The following is a 21593-nucleotide window of genomic DNA, read 5'->3' on the forward strand; positions in this document are numbered from 1 at the left end:
CGTCCTCTTCGTCCCTCTCTTCGGGCACCGTGATTTTTGATCTTCGCCCACTTTCTGGATGTTTGTCGTTCCTCGTGCCGTCCCGGTCCGCGCTCAGCCACCGGCGTCGAGCTGTGTGACGTCCACCGATCCGACCCCTGTCCGGGGCTCGGGGACGGCGGCCCACAGGGCGGCCAGCGCGGCGAACACGGCCACGAGCGCGAGGGCGCCGCGGCGGCCGTGTGCCCAGCGGGCGCGGAAGCGGACGGGATCCTCCACCAGGTACTTGGAGAGCGCCGCGGCCGCCACGGAGACGGCGATGACGAGCGCGGTACGGTCCCAGCCCGTCCGCCCGAGGCGCTCCTCGCCCAGCAGTACGTAGACGGGCCAGTGCCACAGGTAGAGGCTGTAGGAGATCGCGCCGAACCAGCGCAGCGGCGCCCAGCCGAGGACACGCCCGACGGGGCCGTCCGGGGCCTGGGCTAGGCAGCCGATGAGCAGGGCGGCGGCCAGCGCGTGCAGGAACAGTCCGCCGCGGAAGAGGGAGGGGGCCTCCTGGCCGTCGGCCAGGATCCAGTAGGCCGCGATGGCGCACGCCGCCACCACCGCCGCCCGGGACGCGACCCGGGTGCCCCACCGCTCCAGGAGGCGGGTCGCCGGCCCGGTGGCCATCAGCGCGCCGAGCAGCAGCGAGAGGGCGGGCGTGTCCGTGCCCTCGTACACCCGCGTGGTGTCGACGGGATCGGTCAGGGCGATCATGAGCCCCAGCGAGACCAGCGCCCCGACGGCGGCCACGACGGCGACCCGCCCGCCGCCCCCGCCGCGCCGGCGCCGGCCCCAGGTGAGCAGGCACAGCACCGGCGGCCAGACGAGGTAGAACTGCTCCTCCACCGCGATGCTCCACAAGTGGCTGAACACCCTGGTGTCGGCGGCGTCCCAGTAGCCGACCTGATCGGCGATGAAGTGCCAGTTCACGAGGTTGCCAAGCACCCAGGGGGTGTCGTCGAGGCCGAACCGCAGCAGGGTCGCCGAGCCGAGGCCCCACACCAGCAGCAGGGTCCCGGCGACCGCCACGGCGAGCGCGGGCAGCAGGCGGCGGGCGCGCCGGCCCCAGAAGGCGACCAGGTCGACGCGGCCGTCCCGGGCCGCCTCCTTCAGGAGCAGGCCGGTGATCAGGAACCCGGACAGGACGAAGAAGAGGTCCACCCCGAGGAAGCCGCCGCCGAACCGGCCCGCGTGGAAGAACAGCACACCCAGGACGGCCAGGCCGCGCAGGCCGTCCAGGGGTGCGATACGGCGCCCGACCGGGGCGGGCGCGCACGATGGGGTCGTGGACATGGGCTACTTGCAGCCCAGCGGACCGTAGACCTTGTCACCGGTCCAGGCGCCGGTGGCCCACTGGTCGGCCGGGGCGGGCGTGAAGGAGTACATCCGGCCCAGCTCCTTGGTCAGCCACTGCGCGAAGGCGGCCGAACCCTGCTGGCAGGAGTGGATGCCGTCCTTGCTGCGCTGCGCCTTCTTCGCGGTGCTGTCGGTCCCCCACAGGGCGGCGGAGTCCAGGAGGTGGACCTTGTCCGCATGGTCGGCGGCGACCTTCCGGGCCGACTCCGGGGCCGTCTTGATCTCCGCCTCGTGCGGCTTGTAGAAGTCGTCGATCTTGAAGGGCGGCGGCGTGACGATGACGAGTTCGGCGCCCGCGTCCTCGACGGTCTCGGCGAGCTTCTCGTAGGCGGCGCGCTGCTCGGCCGGCTTGCCCCAGTCGTACGTGGTGATCTGGTACGCCACGACGTCCGGCTTGACGGACTTGAGTTTTCCGGGGAGCTGCTCCCAGGTGGTTTTCGCGATCTCACCGATGACGCCGCCGCCCCCGTCGGCGGCCATCGACGTGAAGGACGCGCCGCCGGCCTTCAGGGCCGCGCCGAGCGCCGGGGCCTCGGCGCCGGCGATGGAGTCGCCCATCCACAGGACCGTGGGCGTGTCGATGTTCTTGTCGCTCTTGCCGGGGGACTTCTCGGCGTCGGAGCCGGACTTGCCGCCGCCACCGCACGCCGTCAGGCCGACGAGGCCGATCGTCGCGAGGAGGGCGAGGGCGGCGGTGCGCCGCCGGGAGGGGTGCCGGTGGCTCGGGGAGGGGGTGTTCTCACTGTTCATGCCCTCCAGCAGAGCCCCTGAAGCCGCAGGTCAGGGGCTCTGTCATCGTTTCATCACGGAGCGGGAGAGCTCCCGTCACACGCGGCGAGCGGCACGGTCACGCAAGGGCGCTGCCCGGCGCGGAACGGCCGCAGCGGGATGTACGTAAAGGCGTACGGGTCAGTGGGCGATGCCGTCGATCAGGTCCCTGGCCCCCTGGCGCAGCAGCGCGACGGCCACGGAGGTGCCGAGCGTGGCGGGGTCGAGCGGGCCCGCCCACTCGTGGGCGTTGAGCACCGTCTTTCCGTCGGGGGTGAACACACAGGCCCGCAGCGACAGGTCGCCGCCCCGCTCCGAACGCGCGTACCCGGCGATCGGCGAATTGCAGTGCCCCTGCAGGACGTGCAGGAACATGCGCTCGGCGGTCGCCTCCCGCCACGCGTCCGTGTCGCCGAGATCCGTCACGGCGTCGATCGTCGCGGTGTCGTCCTCGCGGCACTGCAGGGCGAGGATGCCCGCCCCGATCGGCGGGCACATCGTCTCCACCGACAGGATCTCGCTGGCCAGCTCGGGGCGGCCGATCCGGTCCAGGCCCGACTGGGCGAGCAGCAGCGCGTCGGCGTCACCGGCGGCGAGCTTCTCCAGCCGCCGGCCCGCGTTGCCGCGCATCGGCACGCACTCCAGATCAGGGTGGGATGCCGCCAGTTGGGCGACACGGCGGACGGATGAGGTGCCGATACGGGTGCCCGGGGGCAGCTCGTCGAGGGTCAGCCCGCCGGGGTGGATGAGCGCGTCCCTGATGTCGTCCCGCTTGAGGAACGCGGCGAACGTGGTGCCCGCGGGGAGCGGCCGGTCCGCGGGCACGTCCTTGACGCAGTGCACCGCGAGGTCCGCGTCACCGGCGAGCAGCGCGGCGTCGACCTCCTTGGTGAAGGCCCCCTTGCCGCCGAGCGCCGCGAGGTCGCCCATCCAGCGGTCCCCCGAGGTGGTGACCGGCACGACCTCGGTGCGGATGCCGGGATGCAGCGCGGCGAGTTCGGCGCGGACGCGCTCCACCTGGGCGAGCGCCATGGGGGAGGAGCGGGAGACGATGCGGATGAGCTCAGGAACGGACATGCGCTCCACGATAAGGGCTTCACAGGGGTGCGCCGGACAGGCGTCCAACAGATCAAAACACCACAGCAACTTGCGAGTTGGTGCCGCCGGGCGGTCAGGGCGCGCGCGGGCGGCCGGACCGGCGCGCGGCGGACGACCGCCGCCGGGGCGGCCCCCCGGCCCGCGGGAGCGCCGTTCCCCGGCATGCGGGACCAACGGCCGCCTCATAGCGTGAGACGCACGCGGCCGCGGCCCGGCGCCGCGCCCGCCCTCTGGGAGGCCCCATGTCCACCCCCGCCACGCCGGACCGTCCCACGTCGATCGTCCCCGAACCGATGACGGCCACCCATCTGGCCGACGTCCTCGCCCTGGGCCGGCGGGTCTACGACACGTCCGTGAAGCCGTACACGTCTTGGTCGCTCTCGGCCATCGCCCGGCACATGGACAGCGAGGCCTCCGCCTGCTGGGTCGCGCTGGACGGCGACCGGCGCCTGGCCGGATTCGTGCTCGGCTCGATGGGCTTCGACCAGCGCCCCGACTGGGGCAACCTGGAATGGATCGCGAGCGCCCCCGAGTACCAGGGACAGGGCATCGCTAGCCGCCTCGTGAAGGCCTGCTGCGCCACGCTCACGGAAGCCGGGGCGAGCGCCGTGGTGACCGACGTCGAGTCACGTAACACCGCGTCGGCCGCGCTGATGCGGCGCAACGGCTTCGAGGAGACCGTGTCGGTGACCCTCTTCGTGCGCGAGACACCCGGGTAGCGCTTCCGTGCCGGGTCGGCGCCGCCCTCACTCCCCGGCGCGCCCGCCCGGCTCCAGCGGCGGCGACTCCACGCCCAGACAGGTCCTGCACCGCGGTTCGTTGCCGTGGTCACCGTGCCAGGCCGCCGGAGTCGGCCGCACGAACACCGCGGCCGCCGCCGACGCGAGGACGAAGAGGCCCGCGCAGCCCACGGCGGCCTTCCCGAACGCCGTGTCGAGCGCGCCCGCGTCCGCGTACGCGGAGCCGGACAGGCCGACCGCGAGGGGAAGCCCCGCCACGACGAGCAACTGCGCGATCCGCGCCGCCGTGTTGTTGACGCCGCTGGCGAGCCCCGCGCGACTCGCGTCCACCGAGGCGAGCACGGTCGCCGTGAGCGGTGCCACGAACAGACTCATGCCGACGCCCAGGACGACCACCGCGGGCAGCACCTCGGTGACGTACGCGGCACCCGGGCGGACCCGCAGCATCAGCAGCACTCCGGCGGCCGCCACCAGCGGCCCCGCCACGAGCGGCAGCCGCGGGCCGAGGCGCCGCGCCAGATCACCGGCGGACGCGGAGAGGAGCAGCATCAGGACGGTGATCGGCAGCGTCGCCGTGCCCGCCTCCAGCGCGTCGTACCCGAGGGTCGTCTGCAACTGCACCGGCAGCATGAACAGGATGCCGCCGATGGCCGAGTACAGGCACAGCGTCATCACGTTGGCCGCGGTGAACAGGCGCGAGCGGAACAGTTCGAGGGGCAGCATCGGGTGTTCTCCCCGGCGCTCGACCAGGACGAAGACGACACCCGCCGCAAGGCCGAGAAGACCCGGCAGGAGCGTGCCGGCCGGTGAGGCGTCGCCGGACGCGCCGATGAGCGCGAAGCTGACGCCCGCGAGGAACAGCGCGGCCAGACACGCTCCGCGCACGTCGAACGGCTGCCGGGACGCGGCCTCGTCGCGGCTCTCCGGCACGTGACGCACCGCGAACAGCACCAGCGCGGCCAGCGGGACGTTGATCAGGAAGATCCACCGCCAGCCCGGCCCGTCGATCAGCCAGCCGCCGAGGAACGGCCCCACCGCACCGGCCACACCGCCGAGCCCCGACCACGCGCCCACCGCGCGCGCCTGGTCGGCGGGGCGGTACGAGGCGCGCACGAGCGCCAGGGAACCGGGGGTGAGCAGCGCGCCCCCGATGCCCTGCAGCGCCCGGGCCGCGATCAGTGTCCCGGCGTCCTGCGCGAGCCCGCAGAGCGCGGACGCCGCCGCGAACCAGACCACGCCGATGACGAGGGTGCGGCGCCGTCCGACGCGGTCGCCGAGCGCCCCGCCGAGCAGGAGCAGCGCCGAGAGAGTGAGCATGTAGGCGTTGACGACCCACTGCAGGGCGGAGATCGACGTCCCGAGGTCCCTGCCGAGCGTCGGCAGGGCGACGTTGACGACGGTCCCGTCGAGCAGCGCCATGCCCGAGGCGAGCACCGCGCACGCCAGGATCCAGCGGCCGCGGGCCGAGGCGAGCGCGACACCGCCTTCGCCGCCCGCCGCCCGGGCCTCGCCCGGTGCCGGAACCCGGCTCGACGTCACCGTCCCACCCCCTACATGTGGACCGCGCCGCTGTCCGTGTCCCTGGGCACCGGCGCACCTCTGCGATAGAGGATCACGGTAACTAGCAGGCCGACCACGAAGAAGAGCGCCGACCACCAGTACGCGGTCGAGTACGACTGCATCGCCGCGTCGGCCCGCACCCGGGGCGTCGGCTTCCGGCCCACCAGGTAGTTGGAGGCCGCCGTGGTGGCCAGCGTGTTGAGCAGGGCCGTGCCGATCGAACCGCCCACCTGCTGGCTGGTGTTGACCATCGCGGAGGCCACGCCCGCGTCATGGGCCGCGACACCGGCCGTCGCCATGCTCATCGCCGGGGCGAAGACGAGACCCAGACCGAGGCCGGCGACGAGCAGCGGCGGCAGCACGTGGGCCGCGTACCCACTGCTCACGTCGAGCGCCGTGAGCCAGGCCATGCCGGCGGCCGCGAGCCCCATGCCCAGCGGCACGACGGGCTTCGCACCAACCCGGGGCACCAGGTTGTTGGTGGTCACCACCGAGGCCACCACCATCACCGCGACCATCGGAAGGAAGGCGAGCCCGGTCTTGACCGGCGTGTACTCCAGGATCTGCTGGAGGTAGTACGTGAGGAACAGGAACACCCCGAACATGCCCGCGCCCGAGATGAACATCGCGAGGAACGAGGCCGCGCGGTCCCGGTCGAGGACGACCCGCGGGGGCAGCAGCGGATGCGCCGCGCGGGACTGCCACCATCCGAACGCCGAGACAAGGACCGCGCCGGCCACCAGGAAGCCCCAGGTCAGCACCGAACCCCAGGCGTGCGTCTCGGCGTTGGAGAAGCCGTAGACGATGCAGAAGAGGCCGGCCGACACCAGGACGGTGCCGGGCACGTCCAGCTTGGGCCGGTCCGGGGGAGCGCCGGGGTGCAGCAGGCGCGCGCCGCCGATCATCGCGGCCACGGCGAAGGCGAGGTTCACGTACAGGCACCAGCGCCAGTTCAGATACTCGGTCAGCACGCCGCCGAGCAGCAGGCCCACCGCGCCGCCCGCGCCCGCGATCGCGCCGTAGATGCCGAAGGCCTTGGCGCGCTCGCGGGGGTCGGTGAAGGTGGTCGTGAGCAGGGAGAGCGCGGCGGGCGCGAGGAGCGCGCCGAAGACGCCCTGCAGCGCGCGGGCCGCCACCAGCATCGAGAAGCTGTTCGCCGCGCCGCCGATCGCGGAGGCGACCGCGAAGCCGGCCAGACCCGCGAGGAAGACGACCTTGCGCCCCACCAGGTCGGCGATGCGGCCGCCGAGCAGCAGCAGGGAGCCGAAGGCGAGCGCGTACGCGGTGACGACCCACTGGCGGTTGCCGTCGGTGAAGCCGAGGTCGCGCTGGGCCGAGGGCAGCGCGATGTTCACGATCGTCGCGTCGAGCACCACCATGAGCTGGGCGATGCCGATCACCGCGAGGATCAGCCAGCGGTGTTCGTGACGTCCGCCTCCGGTGTGCGCGACGGTCGCCGGAGAGCCCGTCTCGCGGGCGGGATCCGGCGCGGACACACCCTCTGACGTGGGCATGGCTTCACGGTCCATGGTGGCCTCCAGACACCCCCGCCCCACGCTAAACGCACTGATCGGGTGACGCGACCGGGGATCCCCCCGCCCCCGCTCCGGGGCCCCGCGAGAGGCCCCGGAGCGGCCGGGGACCAGCTATCCGGCCCGGTCCGCGGCGAGCAGCTGCTCGCTCACCCGCGCGCGGGCGCGGGCCACCCGCGAACGCACGGTGCCGACCGGGCAGCCCGCCGCGTCGGCCGCGTCCGCGTACGGCAGTCCGGCGAGCTGGGTCAGGACGAACGCCTCGCGGCGCGGCGCGTCGAGGCGCTCCAGGAGGTCGCGCAGGACCACGCCCTCCTCGAAACCGGGCAGGCCGCGCGGCTGGGCCCGCTCGGCGGCCGCCTGCCAGTCACCGGTGTCGGCGATCCGCGGCCGGGCCGCCGCCGAGCGGAATCGGTCGGCGACGGTGCGCCGCGCGATGGCGAGCAGCCAGGTGCGGGCCGCGGAGCGGGCGGCGTAGCCGTGCAGCGAGGTGAGGGCCCGCAGGTACGTCTCCTGGGTGAGGTCGTCGGCGCCGTGCAGATCGCCGCTGAGGTGGGCCACGAACCGCCAGACGTCGCGCCGGGTGGCTTGCACGAACTGTTCCAGCGCCTGGGCGTCACCGTCGCGGGCCGCGAGCGCCCAGCGGGTGATGAGTTCGTCGCGGTCCGGGTCTCCGCCGGGCCGTGAGCGCGGAAAGGCGGGGGTCAGGGCAGGGGTCATCGCAGAAGGTCCTTCGGTGAAAGGAGTTCGAGGAACGGCGCGGGCGCGCGGCGGGGTGGTGCCCCGCGTACGCGAACGCCGAAGATCCGCCCGGCACCGAGGGGGTGCGGGCGGTGTCAGGAACAGGCCGGCAGGACCGGCGGACCTCTGCGTGATACGGCGTACTGGAGGAGGACCCCGCGCAGTCGCGGCACGGGTACGAGCGCGCCGACGTGCGGCGGAGTGGGGGGCAGGGCGGTGACCAGGACCGCGAGGACGAGCCGCAGCGGCACGAACACGGCCGCGGCCAGGGCCCGTCCGGTACGGAAGGCGGCGGCCTCGCCGCGCCACAGCCACAGCGCGCAGATCAGCGCGGCGACGACGTGGGCGAGGAACATGCCGGTGCCGCTGTGCCCGAAGACGGACATGATCCAGTGGGAGGCACCCTCGTCCGGCATGCCCGCGGAGTGCGGCGAACCGCCGGACAGGTGGTCCATATGAGACATGTGGTCCATGTGGCTCATGCCGTCACCGCCGTGACGCGGCGTCACGGAGGCGTGCGGAGGCCCGCCTCGGCCCGGCGGTACACCCATCCGCTGCGCCAGCGCGAACAGTTCGTGCAGGCCCAGCTGTGCCGCGACGGTGGCGCCCGTGACGGCCGCCGCCCCGCGCTCGCGTCCGGTCAGCCACCAGGCCGCGGCGGTCGTGGCGCCGAACGCGTACCCGACCGCCCACCAGGGCAGTGCCGCACCGGACATGAGCGCGTGCCCCAGGGCCGTCGTCACCACGCAGACGGCCGCGAACATCGCGGCTCGTGCGAGGCGGAACGCGGGCCCTGAGGTCATGGGGAGCATCGTGCCAGGCGGCGTCGGTGGCGGGGGCGGCGAGTCCGCGAGATGCCCGAAATGCACCGCACTGCCCCGAATGTGCCCCTGCCTAGCGCGTCATGTGACGAAGGCGGAGGTGGCATCCCCTTGACGCGCTGTGTGCACAGCGAAAACGATCTCATCCAGCGGTCGGCATTGCCGAACCGCGTTCGTATTCGTGTTTGCGTTCGTGTTCGTGTTCGCGGAACAAGTCGCCCAACATTGGGGAACCACCATGCACCTGCGTCACACCGTGCGGTCCTGGCTGACCGCCGCGGCCGTCCTCACCCTCGGAGTCGTGGGCCTCGCCGCGCCCGCCCATGCCTCCGCCGCCGGCTCCGCGCCGATGTCGGCCCTGGACATACCGCCCCGAGGCGCCAACGACTGGTCGTGCAAGCCGGATGCGGCACACCCGCAGCCGGTGGTCCTGGTCAACGGCACGTTCAAGCTGATGGCCGAGAACTGGGCCACGCTCTCACCGAGGCTGAAGAGAGCGGGCTACTGCGTCTTCGCGTTCAACTACGGCAAGCTGGCGACCGCCCCGGTCCCGCGGTCGGCCGCCGAACTGGCGGACTTCGTCGAGGCGGTGCGCGGCGCCACGGGGGCGGCGAAGGTCGACCTCGTGGGGCACAGCCAGGGCGGGATGATGCCCCGCTACTACGTGAAGTTCCTCGGCGGCGCCGGAAAGGTCGACGACCTGGTCGGCATCGTGCCGTCCAACCACGGCACCGCCAACCCCCTGGCCGGACCGCTGGGCGACATCGCCTGCCCGGCCTGCACCGACCAGATGACGGACTCCGCCCTGCTGAAGAAGCTCAACGACGGGACCGAGACGCCCGCCGGACCCGACTACACGGTCCTCACGACGCGGCACGACGAGATCGTGATCCCGTACACCAGCGCCCTGTTGAAGGGCCCGAAGGAGTACGCCACCAACGTCGTCGTGCAGGACCGCTGCCCCTTCGACCCGTTCCTGCACGACCAGGCGACGAAGGACCCGGTCGTCGCCCAGTGGGTCCTGAACGCGCTGGGCCGCAAGGGCCCCGCGGACCCGGACTTCGAGCCCCGGTGCGCCGGCCGCTGAGCCGGCGCACCGAGGCGTGATCATCGTGATCATTACGAGGCGAGGGCGAAGGGCCGCCTCACGAGCGGTCGGCGACGTCCCGTCCGCCGAGGGGCTCGGCCGGTTCGACCGGTTCGATCGTCTCCTGGGGTACCGGCACCTGCGCGGTGCCGGCCCCGGCGGCCGTGCCGTTCCGTCCGGCCAGCCCGCCCACGTACGCCGCGACGGGCTGCGCGTAACGGGCGGTCAGCGGGCCGACGATCACGAGGATCAGGACGTACGCCGTGGCCAGCGGTCCGAGCGACGGTTCGATGCCCGCGGCGACCGCGAGCCCGGCGATGACGATGGAGAACTCGCCGCGCGCCACCAGCGCGCCGCCCGCCCGCCAGCGGCCCTTGACCGATATGCCCGCCCGCCGGGCCGCCCAGTAACCGGTCGCGATCTTCGTCAATGCGGTGACGACGGCGAGCGCGAGGGCGGGCAGCAGCACCGGAGGAATGCTCGCCGGATCGGTGTGCAGTCCGAAGAAGACGAAGAAGACGGCCGCGAACAGGTCCCGCAGGGGCGCCAGCAGCGTGTGCGCGCCCTCGGCGACCTCACCGGAGAGTGCGATGCCGACCAGGAAGGCGCCCACGGCCGCGGAGACCTGTAGTTGCTGGGCGATGCCCGCGACCAGGATGGTCAGCCCGAGCACCACCAGGAGCAGCTTCTCCGGGTCGTCGCTGGAGACGAACCGCGAGATGAGCCGCCCGTACCGCACGGCGATGAAGAGGACGAGGCCCGCGGCGCCGAGCGCGATGGCGAGCGTGAGGCTGCCCGCCGCCCAGCCGACCCCGGCCAGCAGCGCGGTGATGATGGGCAGGTAGACGGCCATCGCGAGATCCTCGAGCACCAGGATGCTGAGGATGACCGGCGTCTCGCGGTTGCCGAGCCGTCCGAGGTCGCCAAGGACCTTGGCGATGACGCCGGACGACGAGATCCAGGTGACACCGGCGAGTACGACGGCGGCGACCGGACCCCAGCCCATCAGGAGCGCGGCGAGGGCGCCGGGCAGGGCGTTGAGGGTGCAGTCGACCAGGCCGGCCGGGTACTGCGTCTTGAGGTTGCCGACGAGGTCGCTCGCCGTGTACTCGAGCCCGAGCATCAGCAGCAGCAGGATGACGCCGATCTCCGCGCCGATGGCGACGAACTCCTCGCTCGCCCCGAGCGGCAGCAGTCCGCCCTCGCCGAACGCGAGTCCGGCGAGGAGGTAGAGCGGGATCGGCGAGAACTGGAACCGGCCCGCGAAACGGCCGAGCAGTCCGAGCGCGAGGATGATCGCGCCGAACTCGATGAGGAAGACAGCTGAATGCACGCGGTCACTCCCGCCCGAGTATCGTCGCGGCCGTCTCCACGCCTTCGCGCGTCCCGATCACGATGAGGGTGTCCCCGCCCGCGAGGCGGAAGTCCGGGGTGGGCGACGGAATGGCGTCGGCCCTGCGGAGCACCGCCACGATCGAGACGCCCGTCTCGGTCCGCATCCGGGTCTCGCCGAGCTGCCGCCCGTTCCAGTGCGACGTGGCCGACAGCAGGATGCGCTCGGCGACCAGTCCCAGGTCGGTGGTGTGCAGCAGGTTCGGGCTGTGGTGCGACGGCATCAGCGCGTCGATCAGCGCGTCCGCCTCGCCCGAACTCAACCGCATCGACAGCGCGCAGGCGTCCGGGTCGTCGGACCGGTAGGCGCTCAGCGTCCTGGCCCCGTCCCGGTGCGCGACCACCGAGAGGCGTTGCTGTTCTCGGGTGGTCAGGTCGTACCGGATGCCGATGCCTGGAAGCGGCGTACGGCTGAGGCGTGATGCGGGCACAGCTTCTCCCCTTGCGCGATAGGTGTTTTCCCCCGGGTGTCACCCTATCGGGGCCAAGGATTGGCAAAATCCCCGCCACGTGGCGTGCGGAACGGACGGTCGTCGGACGGTCAGTCGGTGAGGGTGACGCACGGAAGCCCGACGCTCGCCCCGCCGCGGAAGCCCTCGGCGCAGAGCCGGGTGCCCGCGGGGAAGTGCCGCTGCGGGTACGCCTGATCCCGGTACGTCCTGAACTTGGCGACATCCTCGACCTTCGTGTGGGCGCTCCAGCCGGTGGTGGTCCACACGCGGGCGCTGATGCGGTTGGGCTGGTTGGTGTTGACGACCGACACCTCGACCCGGCCCAGATAGGTCCCGGAGTCGTAGGTCTCGATACAGACCGAGTGGTTGCACCACTTGCCGTCGGCCACCGCCGAGGGGCCCGTGGCGACGAGACAGCCGAGCGCGGCGGCGACCGCGCCGATTCCCGCGGCGAACTTCCTGGTGATGTCCTGCATGGCGAGCGACCCTCGACTCTTCTTCACGGACCCGTGACGGGCAGCGGATCCTGTCGGTTGGTGTCCTGCGGGCCGGCGGTCCGCCGCCGTGGCGACCTCCGCGCGACCCCGCGCGGACCAACGCGACACAAGATCAAGAGTTACGCCGGGCCCGGCCCGCCCCGCAGGACCGTCTCGACCGTGTCCGCCTCCTCGGGAGACTTGTCCTCGCGGTAGCGCACCACCCGCGCGAACCGGAGCGTGACGCCCGCCGGATAGCGGGTGGACTTCTGGAGGCCGTCGTAGGCGATCTCCACGACGAGCTCGGGGCGCACCGTCACGACGTAACCGCTGCTGTCGACCGCCAGTTCCTGAAGGCGCTCGGTCTGCCAGGCGAGCATCGCGTCCGTCATCCCCTTGAAGGTCTTGCCCAGCATGGCGAACGTGCCGTCGGGCCGCCGCGCGCCCAGGTGCAGGTTGGAGAGCTTGCCGGTGCGGCGGCCGTGACCCCATTCGGCCGCCAGGACCACCAGGTCCAGGGTGTGCACGGGCTTGACCTTCAGCCAGGAGGCACCCCGGCGGCCCGCCTTGTAGGGCGCGTCGAGCGCCTTCAGGACGACACCCTCGTGGCCGCGCCCCAGCGTCGCCTCGAAGAACTCCTGCGCCTCGCCGCGCTGCCGCTCGTCCTCCGGATCCGGCACCAGGGCCCGCCGGACGCGCATCGGCTCGGGAACCAGGGCCGCCAGCTCGGCGTGGCGGTCGCCGAACGGCAGGTCGAGCAGGTCACGGCCGGCCACGGACAGGGCGTCGAAGAAGACGGGGGACAGGGGCAGCCCGGTCGCGGCCGCGGACACGTCGACGCGGGACCCGACACGGCCGGCGATCTCCTGGAACGGGCGCGGCCGCCCGTCGCCGTCCAGCGCGATCACCTCGCCGTCCAGGATGAAATGAGTCCCGTCGAGACCGAGCGCCGCCTCGGTCAGCTCGGGCAGCCGGTCGGTGATGTCGTCGAGGGTGCGGGTGTAGACGCGGACGTCGTCGCCGTTCCTGTGGACCTGCACCCGGATGCCGTCGAGCTTCTCCTCGACCGCGCACGGGCCCAGCTTGTCGATGCCCTCCGCCACCGACGCGGCGCTGTGCGCCAGCATCGGCTGGACGGGACTGCCCACCGTGAGCCGGAAGTCGTCCAGCGCCTGCGCGCCGCGCGCCAGCAGCGCCTGGGCGACGGGGCTCACCGAACCCGCGAGCATCACCGAGCGCCGTACGGCGTCCGCCGGGGTCTCCGTCGCGAGCGCGAGTCCCTCGACGGCCACCGCGTCCAGCGCGCCCTGCCGCACCTCGCCGGTGAGCAGCCCGAAGAGGAACCGCTGCTCGTCGGCGGTGGCGGCCCCCATCAACTCGCCGACCAGGCGCTTCCGTTCGGCCTGCGACCCGGGGCCGGAGACCGCGCCGATCGCCGTGAGCGCCTCGTCCACTCCGCGCACGGTCAGCGTCGGTTCGTCGGCCGGTGGCCCCGCCTCCTTCAGCGTGCTCCAGCCGATGCCGAGCCGCCCCTGGGGCAGCCGGCCCGCCAGATAGGGGATGGCGACGGGCACGTCGTCGGGCTCGGCCGCCCGGAACAACTCGGCGAGCAGCGCGATCTTCTTGGACCGCGCGGAGGTGGCGGCCACTTCTTTGGAGACGTGTGCGAGCCGGGCGAGCAACATGAGCCCATCCTGCACCGGGGCCGGGCGCGACGCATGGGCGGACGGGGGCGCGCCGACCCGGGCGGGGCCGGGGACGCGGCGCCTCAGGTGGCGGACAGGACGAGACGGCGGCCGCGGGCACGGTATCCGGCGCGTTCGAAGGCGGCGGCCATCGGCGTGTTGGCCAGATCGGTGTCGGCGCGGATCAGAGGTGCGTCCGTCTCGGTGACCAGGAGGCGGGTGGCCTCGGCGAGGAGGTCGTCCGCGTACCCGTGACCGCGTTGCTCGGGGAGTACGCCGAGGTATCCGATCACCGGGCAGGTCTCGTTGCGCGAGGGCAGCACGAAACCCACGATCTCGCCCTGTGGCGTCCGGGCCACCCGCCACCAGGAGCGTTCCCCGGGCATGTCGTCCCGGTAGAAGGCGACGTCGCCCCGCGCCTGCGCCTCGGCCCCGATCCGTGCCGCCTCCTTGCGGGAGGAGACGTCCAACGTGCCCGCGAGCACGCGCCGGAACAGGTCGACGAAGACCTCGTCGTCCGGTTCCGCGCGGCAGCGCACACGCTCCGAGGCCGCCGGGACCCCCGCTCCGGGCAGACCGGGCCGCGGCGTCCACTCGTAACGCGCCCGTTCCACCTCCACGCCGAGCCCGGCCCGCCGCGCCGCCTCCCGGCGCCAGCCCAGGGCCGCGGCGATGTCGGGGCGCTCGCGCCAGTCCACGGGCAGGAAGACGTGGTGCTCCGGCGGCGCGGCGAGCCCCTCGGCCGCGAACCGCGTGTGCGCGGCGGTGAGCAACCCGGCGGCCACCGCGGCCCGCCCCTCGCCCGCTCCGACCGAGTCGTGCACGAAGAGACCATCCAGCGCGCCGGGGCCGGCCGCTCCGGGACTTCCCCACCACACGCCGACCGCGCGCACCGCACCGTCGTCGGCGTCCTCGGCCAGCCACGTCCACTCGGGCCGGTACTGGCCGTCGGCGAGCCGGGACCGGTACGTGTCCGCCGTGAGGTCACAGGCCGGGTCGGCGGCGATGAGGGGGAGGAAACGGTCGAGGTCCGACTCGACCGCGGGACGGAAGATCATGGGCCGGGCATCCTGTCCTCGCGCTGCGATGTGTCGTCCTCCCTCTCGTCCGCACTCTCGGTCCTCACCCCGCCTCGGGCGTGAAGTCCTCGGTGAAGTAACTGTCGTGCCGGATCCGGAACTCCTTGAGCTCCTCGGGACCGCGCTGCGCCACCTCCGCCACCTGCTCGAAGTACTCCTCGCGCGGCGCGCCCGGGGAGAAGAGCATGAGCATAAACGTGGGTTCGTCGGTCACGTTCTTGAAAGCATGCAGTCCGCCCACCGGGACGTACAGGAAATCACCCGCTCGCCCGGTCACCCACTTCTCCCCGTTGTAGAGCTCCAGTTCGCCGGAGAGGATGTAGAAGGACTCGGACATCGCCCTGTGGAAGTGCGTCTTGGCGCCTGCGGACCGGGGCGCCAACTCCGACTTGTACAGGCCGAATTCACCGCCTGTCGACTCGTGGGTGGCGAGGTAATGGGTGGCTCCGCCGGGCGAGGAGATCTCCGGCGGGGTGTCGGCCGGCCGGAAGGACGCGTTCACCTCACCCCCGGTGCCGTGGTAGCGGGGCTCGGGGTACGAGAGGCGAGGCGGGTAGGACATGACGCGCTCCTTCGGTGGGTCTCCGCCGGTCGGCTCTGTGTGCCGGGGCGGACCTGCACGGGCATCGTGTCTCGCGGGCACGGGAGGCGGCATCGGGCCGACGACTGATCTCCGGCGGACCCACGGGCCGAGGCGCGGCCGACGGAGACCTAGGACCTTAGGCCGAGCTCCGCAGCAGCTGCTTCGGCAGATCGCCGAAGAGTGCGCCGGCGGCGCCGGGTACCCAAACGGAACCGGAAGCCGGGGTCGGGCGGCGTCTCCCGGCCCTCGGGGCGCCGACCGACCGTCGCCGCCAGGTGACGCACGGTGGTCACCAGATACGCGGGTACGTTCTCGGTCTCACGCCCCCGGACAGGTGCCGTCAGACGCGGAAGTGGGCCGCGACAACGAGGTCCTCGGCGACCCTGGCGTTGGCGGTGAGTGCGCGGGCGTACGCCAACAGGTGTGGCTGTTGTTGCTCGACGACACGCGTGTATTCGCTCGTGGTGGGCACCCGGACGGGCATGGCGGTCGGATCCGCGGCTCCGCCGGGAGGCCCGGCGGAGCCGCGGCCATGTCGGATGGGACGTCGGCGGGGACGTCGGGCGCGGTCCGACTCACGGAAGGTGAGTGATGCAGGTCACATCGATCTATTGGCGTGTTGGCGTAATGACACCCCTTTGGCCCGGGTCGTAAGGGCACAGGAGTCCCCGGAAGCGGAACGCCGAGTACTGCAACATCAGAAGTGGAGCCCGACCATGGCCGTCACCCTCGAAGAGCCCACCCGCGCCCGTCTCGTCACCCCCGAGGGTCGTGAGCGTGCCCTGGCCGTGGTCCTGCGCTACTCGACGGAGGACCCGCTGGCCATCCAGATGACCTTCCCCTCGGAGGCGTCGCTCGACGGTGCCGAGGTCACCTGGATCTTCGCCCGCCAGCTCCTCGAGGAGGGACTCGGCAGTCCGGCGGGCAGCGGTGACGTGCACATCTGGCCGTGCGGCCGGGCCCGGACGGTCATGGAGTTCCACTCGCACCAGGGGCTCGCCCTGGTGCAGTTCGACACGATCGTGTTGCGCCGCTTCCTGGTCCGGTCGTACGGCGTGGTGCCCGCCGACGACGAGGGCGAGGGTCTGGATCTGGACACCGGGCTCTCGCGCCTGCTCGGCGGCGTATGAGCCACCTCCCGGCGTGCGGGAGACCGTGACGGTCATCCGGCCCGGTACAGCGCCGGCCGGTCGGCCATTTCCACCGTGGTCCGCGTCCCGCTGTCCAGCGCCGCGACGCCGGCCTCGGCGACGGCCGCCGCCGCGTACCCGTCCCACGCGCTCGGACCGGTGACCCGGCCCTCCCTGGCTGCGGCCACCCAGGCCCGTACCTCACGGTCGTACGCGTCGGCGAACCGCACCAAATAGTCCTGGGCGACTTGCTCGTGGGCCCGGCCCCCTGACCGCACGACCATCGTGTGCGCGTCGCCCAGCCGGGCGCTGCCGCGCTCGCAGACGGCCTCGCATCCCACCTCGTAGCCGAAGCCGCAGTTGACGAAGACCTCCACGTCGACGACGGCGCCCCCGGACGTCTCGAAGAGGACCAGCTGTGGGTCGAGCAGGCCCGGCGGTGCGTCCGCCGACGGCGTCGGCCGGATCACCGTCACCGCGGTGATCTCCTGGCCGAGCAGCCAGCGCGCCGCGTCGATCTCGTGCGAGACGGAGCTGCTGATCAGCATCGGGGAGGTGAAGTGCGGGGGAGAGGAAACGTTGCGGTGGCGGCAGTGCAGGAGCAGCGGACGCCCCAGGTCTCCGGTGTCGAGGAGGGACTTCAGGGCCGCGTACTCGGGGTCGTACCGCCGCATGAAGCCCACCTGGATCAGCCTGCGCCCCAGCCGCGCCTCCGCCTCCACCACCCTGAGGGCCGAGACCGGGTCGGGGGTGAGCGGCTTCTCGCAGAGCACCGGCAGACCGCGCTCGCACGCCGCGAGCAGAGCCTCTTCGTGCGCGTCCTCCGGCGAGGCCACCAGGACCGCTTCCACGCCGGGAGCGTTCAGTGCCGCCAGAGGATCCCGGTGCACGAAGATGCCGTCGCGCCCGGCCGCCGCCTCGGCCCGCCCCGCGTCGGGGTCCGCGACTGCGACGACGCGGGCGCCGCCCACGGTCCCGCCGATCCTCCGTACGTGGTGGGCGCCCATGTGACCCGCGCCGAGTACCGCCACCCCCAGCAGACCGTCCACTCTTCACCCTCCCGGTATCCGCTCAGTCGACGCCGTCCCCCGCGCCTGTGCGCCGGGCCACCGTAGCCGCCCGGCGCCGGCGGATCACCAGGACGCCGCCCGTGAGCAGGACGACCGCGCCGGAGGCGACCAACAGCATCGCGGGCCACTCGGAGCCGCCGGAGTCCGCGCTCGGCGCGGCCTTCCCGCCCGCGTGCGCGGGCTCGGGCGCCGCGCGGTCCTCCTTCGGCGGCAGCAGCGAGCCGACCGGCCGCACCTTGCCGGCCGCCGCGAAGCCCCAGTCCAGCAGGGACCTCGCCTCCTCGTACACGGCGCGCCCGCCGCCCCCCTGGGGGTTCATCACCGTCACGACGAGGGTGCGCCCATCGCGCTGGGCGGCACTGATCAGGGTGGAACCCGCGTGGCTGGTGTAGCCGTTCTTGACGCCCAGCAGGCCCGGATAGGGCGAGACGCCGTCGGCGCCGGTCAGCAGCCGGTTGGTGTTCTGGATCGGGTACGACCAGCCGCCCGCGGGGAACCGCGCGACACGCGTGGAGCAGTAACGGGCGAACTGAGGGTCGGCGAGTCCCGCCCTGCCGAAGACGGCCAGGTCGTACGCGGACGAGACCTGACCGGGGGCGTCGTAGCCGTCGGGCGAGACGACGTGGGTGTCCCTGGCGCCGAGCTCGCGGGCCTTCGCGCGCATCTCCTGCACGGTCTTCTCCAGGCCGCCGTTGAGCCCCGCGAGCACGTGCACGGCGTCGTTGCCGGAGCTGAGGAAGACGCCGCGCCACAGGTCGGCGACCCGGTAGGCGCGGCCGGTGGCCACCCCGACCATGCTGCTGCCCTCCCCGACCTCGTCCAGCTCGTGATCGGCGACGACGTGGCGCATGTCGGCGTCCAGGTGGGGGAGCGCCGTCAGGGCGAAGAGGGATTTGAGGGTCGAGGCGGGCGGCAGCTGCCGGTGCGCGTCCCGCGCGGCGAGCACCTCCCCCGTACCGGCGTCCGCCACCACCCAGGCGAGGGCCGACACCCCGGCGGGCAGGCCGGGAGCGTTGGGGCCGGGCCTGACCTGGACGCCGGGGCGGTCGAGGAGGGCGGACGAGTAGACGGGCACGGGCCGCGGCGGAGCGGGCTCGGCCGGCACCTCGGTGGCCGCGGCGGGTGAGGACAGGAGGACCAGAGTCCCGAGCGCGAGGGCGGCCGTGCGTACGGAGAAGGGGCGCGAAAGGTACCTGATGACCATTCAGTCACCGTATGAGCGCTGCTGGAGGTCCGCAGATCGGCTTGGTCCGGCTGGTGGTGTCCCCGTGCGGGGCAAGGGTCGTGCCGGGGTCGGACGCAGGTTTCACCTCGTCACTTCGCCTGCCGTCTATGGCGTGTACGGGGACTGGTCCCGGCCTCCGAGGCGGGCTCGAACGGGGCCGGGAGTTCGGGGCGCGGGGGTCAGCCGACCTCGAGGAGGAGCCCGGCGAGCTCGGCGGGCATGGTGATCATGCAGTCGTGGCCGGTCGGCAGCTCCCACACCTGGGCCGGGTCGCCGTTGGGCTGGACCGCGGGGACGGGACGCTGCGTGATGCCCTCCGGAACGCCGACGACGCAGTGGATGTGCGTCCGGGGCACCGCGTCCAGGGCCGGGTCGTCGAGCCGTACCGGCTGCGTGAGACAGCGCACCGGCTGATCCGACAGCATCGTCCGCAGCCGGGCGATGTCCGCCGGATCGGTGACCCCGAAGAGGCCGGCGGGCGGCGGCAGCTCCGGGGGCGGGGGAATGCGCCAGCCGCTCTCGGACCGCGTGCCCAGATCGATCAGGACCTGGCTGAGCGGGATGACGTCGACCGCGGTCTCGCCGTCCCGCGGGACCATCGCGTCCACGTAGACCAGATGGGCGATGCGGTCGGGGAGGCGGTTGGCCGCGGCCGAGACGACCAGTCCGGCGTAACTGTGCCCCACGAGCACGACGTCGGTGAGGTCCTGCCCGGTGATGAGCCCGACGATGTCGTCGACGTGCGTGTCGAGTCCCACTTCGGGGCTCAGCAGATGCTTCTTGTCGCCGTAGCCGGTCAGCGACGGCGCGATCACCCGGTGCCCGGCGGCCTCCAGGAAGGGAACCACGCGGTCCCAGCACCGCCCGCTGTGCCAGGCACCGTGGACCAGTAGATACGTCGACATGTCTCCCGCTCCGTCCATCCGTACGTGCCGGCGTAAACGTCAGGCAGCACGCCAGTGCGGCGCCCGCACACGACGAGTACCGCCAGCGCGATCACCGCGCACACCGCGTTGCTCACCAGGTCGACCGTCGAGGAGCGGCAGGCCACCCGTACAGCGGTGCGAGCACGACGCCCGGACCGAACTCGGCGACCGTGAGGTTGCCCAGCAGGAACTCGCCGACGAACGGCGCCAGCAAGAAGAGCGCGAGAGCGGGGCCGAACCGTCCGGTGGAAGCCATGCTCCGACGCCAGGCGGCACGGCCCCGCCCGCGGATCGCCCGAAAGTCGGCCCGCGGCGGACCGAAGTCGCCGCGGGCCCCGACTTCCGGATGCCGGGCCGCCGAGGTCAGGCCGGCAGGTGCTTCTCCACGGCGGCCACGAGCTCGGGGGCGTCGGGCTCGGTCTGCGGCGAGAAGCGGGCCACGACGTTGCCCGCGGGGTCGATCAGGAACTTCTCGAAGTTCCAGCGGATGTCGCCGGTGTGGCCCTCCGCGTCCGCCGTACCGACGAGCCTCTCGTACAGCGGGTGCCGGCCGGCGCCGTTGACCTCGACCTTTTCCGTCATCGGGAAGGTCACGCCGTACGTCGCCGAACAGAACTCGGCGATCTCCTCGGAGGTGCCGGGCTCCTGGCCCATGAACTGGTTGCAGGGCACGCCGAGGACGCTGAACCCGCGGGACGCGTACTGCTCGTGGAGGCGCTCAAGGCCCGCGTACTGCGGGGTGAGACCGCACTTGGAGGCGACGTTGACGACGAGGACGGCCTTGCCCTCGTACTGGCGCAGGTCGGCGGGGCCGCCGCGCAGGGAGCCGATTTCTACTTCGTGGACAGACATGGTCCCCGAGCCTACGCCGTGCCCGGCTCACGCCTCGCGGTGCAGTCTGCCCCGGGCGACCAGTTCCACGGTGAGGGCCACCGCGACCGCCTGGACCGCCATCAGGGCGATCAGCACGAAGAGCTGCACGGCGCCGGCGAGCACGGGGGAGGCGCCGCCGAGGAGCATGCCGACGAACGCGCCGGGAAGCGTGACGAGACCCACCGTGCGGGTCTGGTCGAGACCGGGCAGCAGCGCGTCCGACGCGGCCGGGCGGATCACCTCCAGACGGGCGTCGCGGTCGGCGAGGCCCAGGGCGATGCCCGCCTCGAACTCGCCGAACCGGGTCTGGAGTTCGTCCAGACCGCGACGGCCCGCGAGGACCGTGGCGGTCAGCGCCCCGCCGATGAGGATGCCCGCCACCGGGATCATCGCCACGCCCCGTACGGGCAGAAGGCCGGCGAGGGCCAGCCCGGTCACCACCGGTACGACCGGGCCCGCGATCGGCAGCACCGTCCACCACCAGGTGCCGTTGGGCGTGACGCGCCGGCCCGCGGTGCGCACGGCCACGGCGACCATCAGGAGCAGGAACCCGAACATGGCCGGCAGGTGGTGCACGACCCAGCCGATCACCAGGGAGACGACGGCCAGTTGAGCGGTGGCGCGCACTCCGGCGACCAGGATCTCGCGCGCCCTGCCGCGCGAGCCGTCGGGGGTGAGCCGGCAGACGGCCGCCGCTGCCGCGGCGATGAGCAGCAGCGCGAGCAGCGCCACGGCGAGCGCGGTGTTGACCGGCAGGAGGGCCTGGGCGGCGAGGTTGAGCACGGGCACACCCTAGATCGCGCGGCCCGCCGGTCCGGCACGCCCGGGCCACGTTCCCCGGCGCGTCCCGCCGCCATCCGGTTCCGCGAAGGGGTGGAGGAAGCGCCGGTGTCCGTGCTCTGCTCGTGGCGGAGAGGGGACCGCCGTGCCGGGGTGCCCGACCTGTAACGATGGGGTGGGTAAGACGTGCAGCGA

The 21593-nt window shown here is 72.8% G+C and carries 23 protein-coding genes; 3 read left to right on the forward strand and 20 right to left on the reverse strand.

Translation table 11 applies throughout. The annotated features are described in order from the left end of the window. Positions 1–93 precede the first annotated feature (93 nt). From ACZ7DY_RS04550 to hemC, 3 genes are all read right to left on the reverse strand, one after another. Positions 94–1317, reverse strand: coding sequence for an acyltransferase family protein (locus tag ACZ7DY_RS04550; protein WP_471129877.1), 1224 nt, complete (start codon positions 1315–1317; stop codon positions 94–96). A 3-nt stretch (positions 1318–1320) separates the two neighbouring features. Further along, positions 1321–2130, reverse strand: a complete 810-nt coding sequence (locus ACZ7DY_RS04555) for an SGNH/GDSL hydrolase family protein (protein ID WP_471129878.1) — start codon at positions 2128–2130, stop codon at positions 1321–1323. A 159-nt stretch (positions 2131–2289) separates the two neighbouring features. Then, positions 2290–3225 carry a hydroxymethylbilane synthase gene (hemC, locus tag ACZ7DY_RS04560; RefSeq protein ID WP_471129881.1) on the reverse strand — a complete coding sequence of 312 codons (936 nt, stop codon included), beginning with the start codon at positions 3223–3225 and terminating at the stop codon, positions 2290–2292. 263 nt (positions 3226–3488) lie between these two features. Here hemC and ACZ7DY_RS04565 point away from each other — a divergent pair, with 263 nt between their 5' ends. Next, positions 3489–3965 (forward strand): GNAT family N-acetyltransferase, encoded by a 477-nt coding sequence (locus ACZ7DY_RS04565; protein ID WP_471129883.1) that lies wholly within the window; start codon positions 3489–3491, stop codon positions 3963–3965. Between the two features lie 27 nt (positions 3966–3992). On the opposite strand, the gene ACZ7DY_RS04570 is transcribed toward ACZ7DY_RS04565, so the two are convergent. The 4 genes from ACZ7DY_RS04570 to ACZ7DY_RS04585 all read right to left on the reverse strand — a co-directional run bounded on the left by ACZ7DY_RS04570 (position 3993) and on the right by ACZ7DY_RS04585 (position 8622). Continuing rightward, complete coding sequence (locus ACZ7DY_RS04570; protein WP_471129886.1) at positions 3993–5525, reverse strand: MFS transporter; 1533 nt, start codon at positions 5523–5525, stop codon at positions 3993–3995. Positions 5526–5536: 11 nt separating this feature from the next. Further along, the gene (locus ACZ7DY_RS04575; RefSeq protein WP_471129889.1) at positions 5537–7060 is read right to left on the reverse strand and encodes an MFS transporter; all 1524 of its coding nucleotides are present in this window, start codon (positions 7058–7060) and stop codon (positions 5537–5539) included. Positions 7061–7192: 132 nt separating this feature from the next. Next, complete coding sequence (locus ACZ7DY_RS04580; RefSeq protein WP_471129892.1) at positions 7193–7798, reverse strand: sigma-70 family RNA polymerase sigma factor; 606 nt, start codon at positions 7796–7798, stop codon at positions 7193–7195. A gap of 116 nt (positions 7799–7914) precedes the next feature. Beyond that, complete coding sequence (locus ACZ7DY_RS04585) at positions 7915–8622, reverse strand: hypothetical protein (protein ID WP_471129894.1); 708 nt, start codon at positions 8620–8622, stop codon at positions 7915–7917. A gap of 256 nt (positions 8623–8878) precedes the next feature. Between ACZ7DY_RS04585 and ACZ7DY_RS04590 the strand changes: the two genes are divergently transcribed. Beyond that, the gene (locus ACZ7DY_RS04590; RefSeq protein WP_471129896.1) at positions 8879–9727 is read left to right on the forward strand and encodes an alpha/beta fold hydrolase; all 849 of its coding nucleotides are present in this window, start codon (positions 8879–8881) and stop codon (positions 9725–9727) included. A 58-nt stretch (positions 9728–9785) separates the two neighbouring features. On the opposite strand, the gene ACZ7DY_RS04595 is transcribed toward ACZ7DY_RS04590, so the two are convergent. From ACZ7DY_RS04595 to ACZ7DY_RS04625, 7 genes are all read right to left on the reverse strand, one after another. Beyond that, the gene (locus ACZ7DY_RS04595; RefSeq protein ID WP_471129898.1) at positions 9786–11060 is read right to left on the reverse strand and encodes a cation:proton antiporter; all 1275 of its coding nucleotides are present in this window, start codon (positions 11058–11060) and stop codon (positions 9786–9788) included. 4 nt (positions 11061–11064) lie between these two features. After that, positions 11065–11550 (reverse strand): cation:proton antiporter regulatory subunit, encoded by a 486-nt coding sequence (locus ACZ7DY_RS04600; RefSeq protein ID WP_471129901.1) that lies wholly within the window; start codon positions 11548–11550, stop codon positions 11065–11067. A gap of 110 nt (positions 11551–11660) precedes the next feature. Beyond that, positions 11661–12047 (reverse strand): hypothetical protein, encoded by a 387-nt coding sequence (locus ACZ7DY_RS04605; RefSeq protein WP_471129903.1) that lies wholly within the window; start codon positions 12045–12047, stop codon positions 11661–11663. 140 nt (positions 12048–12187) lie between these two features. Further along, a complete protein-coding gene (locus ACZ7DY_RS04610) occupies positions 12188–13732 on the reverse strand; it encodes an ATP-dependent DNA ligase (RefSeq protein WP_471129906.1) in 1545 nt (514 codons plus the stop codon). Positions 13733–13815: 83 nt separating this feature from the next. Continuing rightward, positions 13816–14790: a GNAT family N-acetyltransferase gene (locus ACZ7DY_RS04615; protein WP_471129908.1), complete on the reverse strand. Its 975-nt coding sequence runs from the start codon at positions 14788–14790 to the stop codon at positions 13816–13818. 64 nt (positions 14791–14854) lie between these two features. Further along, positions 14855–15373, reverse strand: a complete 519-nt coding sequence (locus tag ACZ7DY_RS04620) for a cupin domain-containing protein (protein WP_471129911.1) — start codon at positions 15371–15373, stop codon at positions 14855–14857. Positions 15374–15734: 361 nt separating this feature from the next. Then, a complete protein-coding gene (locus ACZ7DY_RS04625; protein WP_471129914.1) occupies positions 15735–15878 on the reverse strand; it encodes a hypothetical protein in 144 nt (47 codons plus the stop codon). 232 nt (positions 15879–16110) lie between these two features. Here ACZ7DY_RS04625 and ACZ7DY_RS04630 point away from each other — a divergent pair, with 232 nt between their 5' ends. Next, positions 16111–16524: an SsgA family sporulation/cell division regulator gene (locus ACZ7DY_RS04630; protein WP_471129917.1), complete on the forward strand. Its 414-nt coding sequence runs from the start codon at positions 16111–16113 to the stop codon at positions 16522–16524. Positions 16525–16556: 32 nt separating this feature from the next. On the opposite strand, the gene ACZ7DY_RS04635 is transcribed toward ACZ7DY_RS04630, so the two are convergent. From ACZ7DY_RS04635 to ACZ7DY_RS04660, 6 genes are all read right to left on the reverse strand, one after another. Further along, on the reverse strand, positions 16557–17573 hold the full coding sequence (locus ACZ7DY_RS04635) for a Gfo/Idh/MocA family protein (RefSeq protein WP_471129919.1): 1017 nt from the start codon (positions 17571–17573) through the stop codon (positions 16557–16559). A 22-nt stretch (positions 17574–17595) separates the two neighbouring features. Next, positions 17596–18798 carry a D-alanyl-D-alanine carboxypeptidase family protein gene (locus tag ACZ7DY_RS04640; protein ID WP_471129921.1) on the reverse strand — a complete coding sequence of 401 codons (1203 nt, stop codon included), beginning with the start codon at positions 18796–18798 and terminating at the stop codon, positions 17596–17598. A 200-nt stretch (positions 18799–18998) separates the two neighbouring features. Beyond that, a complete protein-coding gene (locus ACZ7DY_RS04645; RefSeq protein ID WP_471129924.1) occupies positions 18999–19724 on the reverse strand; it encodes an alpha/beta hydrolase in 726 nt (241 codons plus the stop codon). Positions 19725–19836: 112 nt separating this feature from the next. After that, the gene (locus tag ACZ7DY_RS04650) at positions 19837–20001 is read right to left on the reverse strand and encodes a hypothetical protein (RefSeq protein ID WP_471129926.1); all 165 of its coding nucleotides are present in this window, start codon (positions 19999–20001) and stop codon (positions 19837–19839) included. A gap of 107 nt (positions 20002–20108) precedes the next feature. Next, positions 20109–20597: a glutathione peroxidase gene (locus ACZ7DY_RS04655; protein WP_471129929.1), complete on the reverse strand. Its 489-nt coding sequence runs from the start codon at positions 20595–20597 to the stop codon at positions 20109–20111. 27 nt (positions 20598–20624) lie between these two features. Continuing rightward, entirely contained in the window at positions 20625–21401 is a 777-nt protein-coding gene (locus ACZ7DY_RS04660; RefSeq protein ID WP_471129931.1) for an ABC transporter permease, read from the reverse strand. Between the last annotated feature and the right edge of the window lie 192 nt (positions 21402–21593).

Source organism: Streptomyces sp. NPDC037013, from assembly GCF_055607265.1.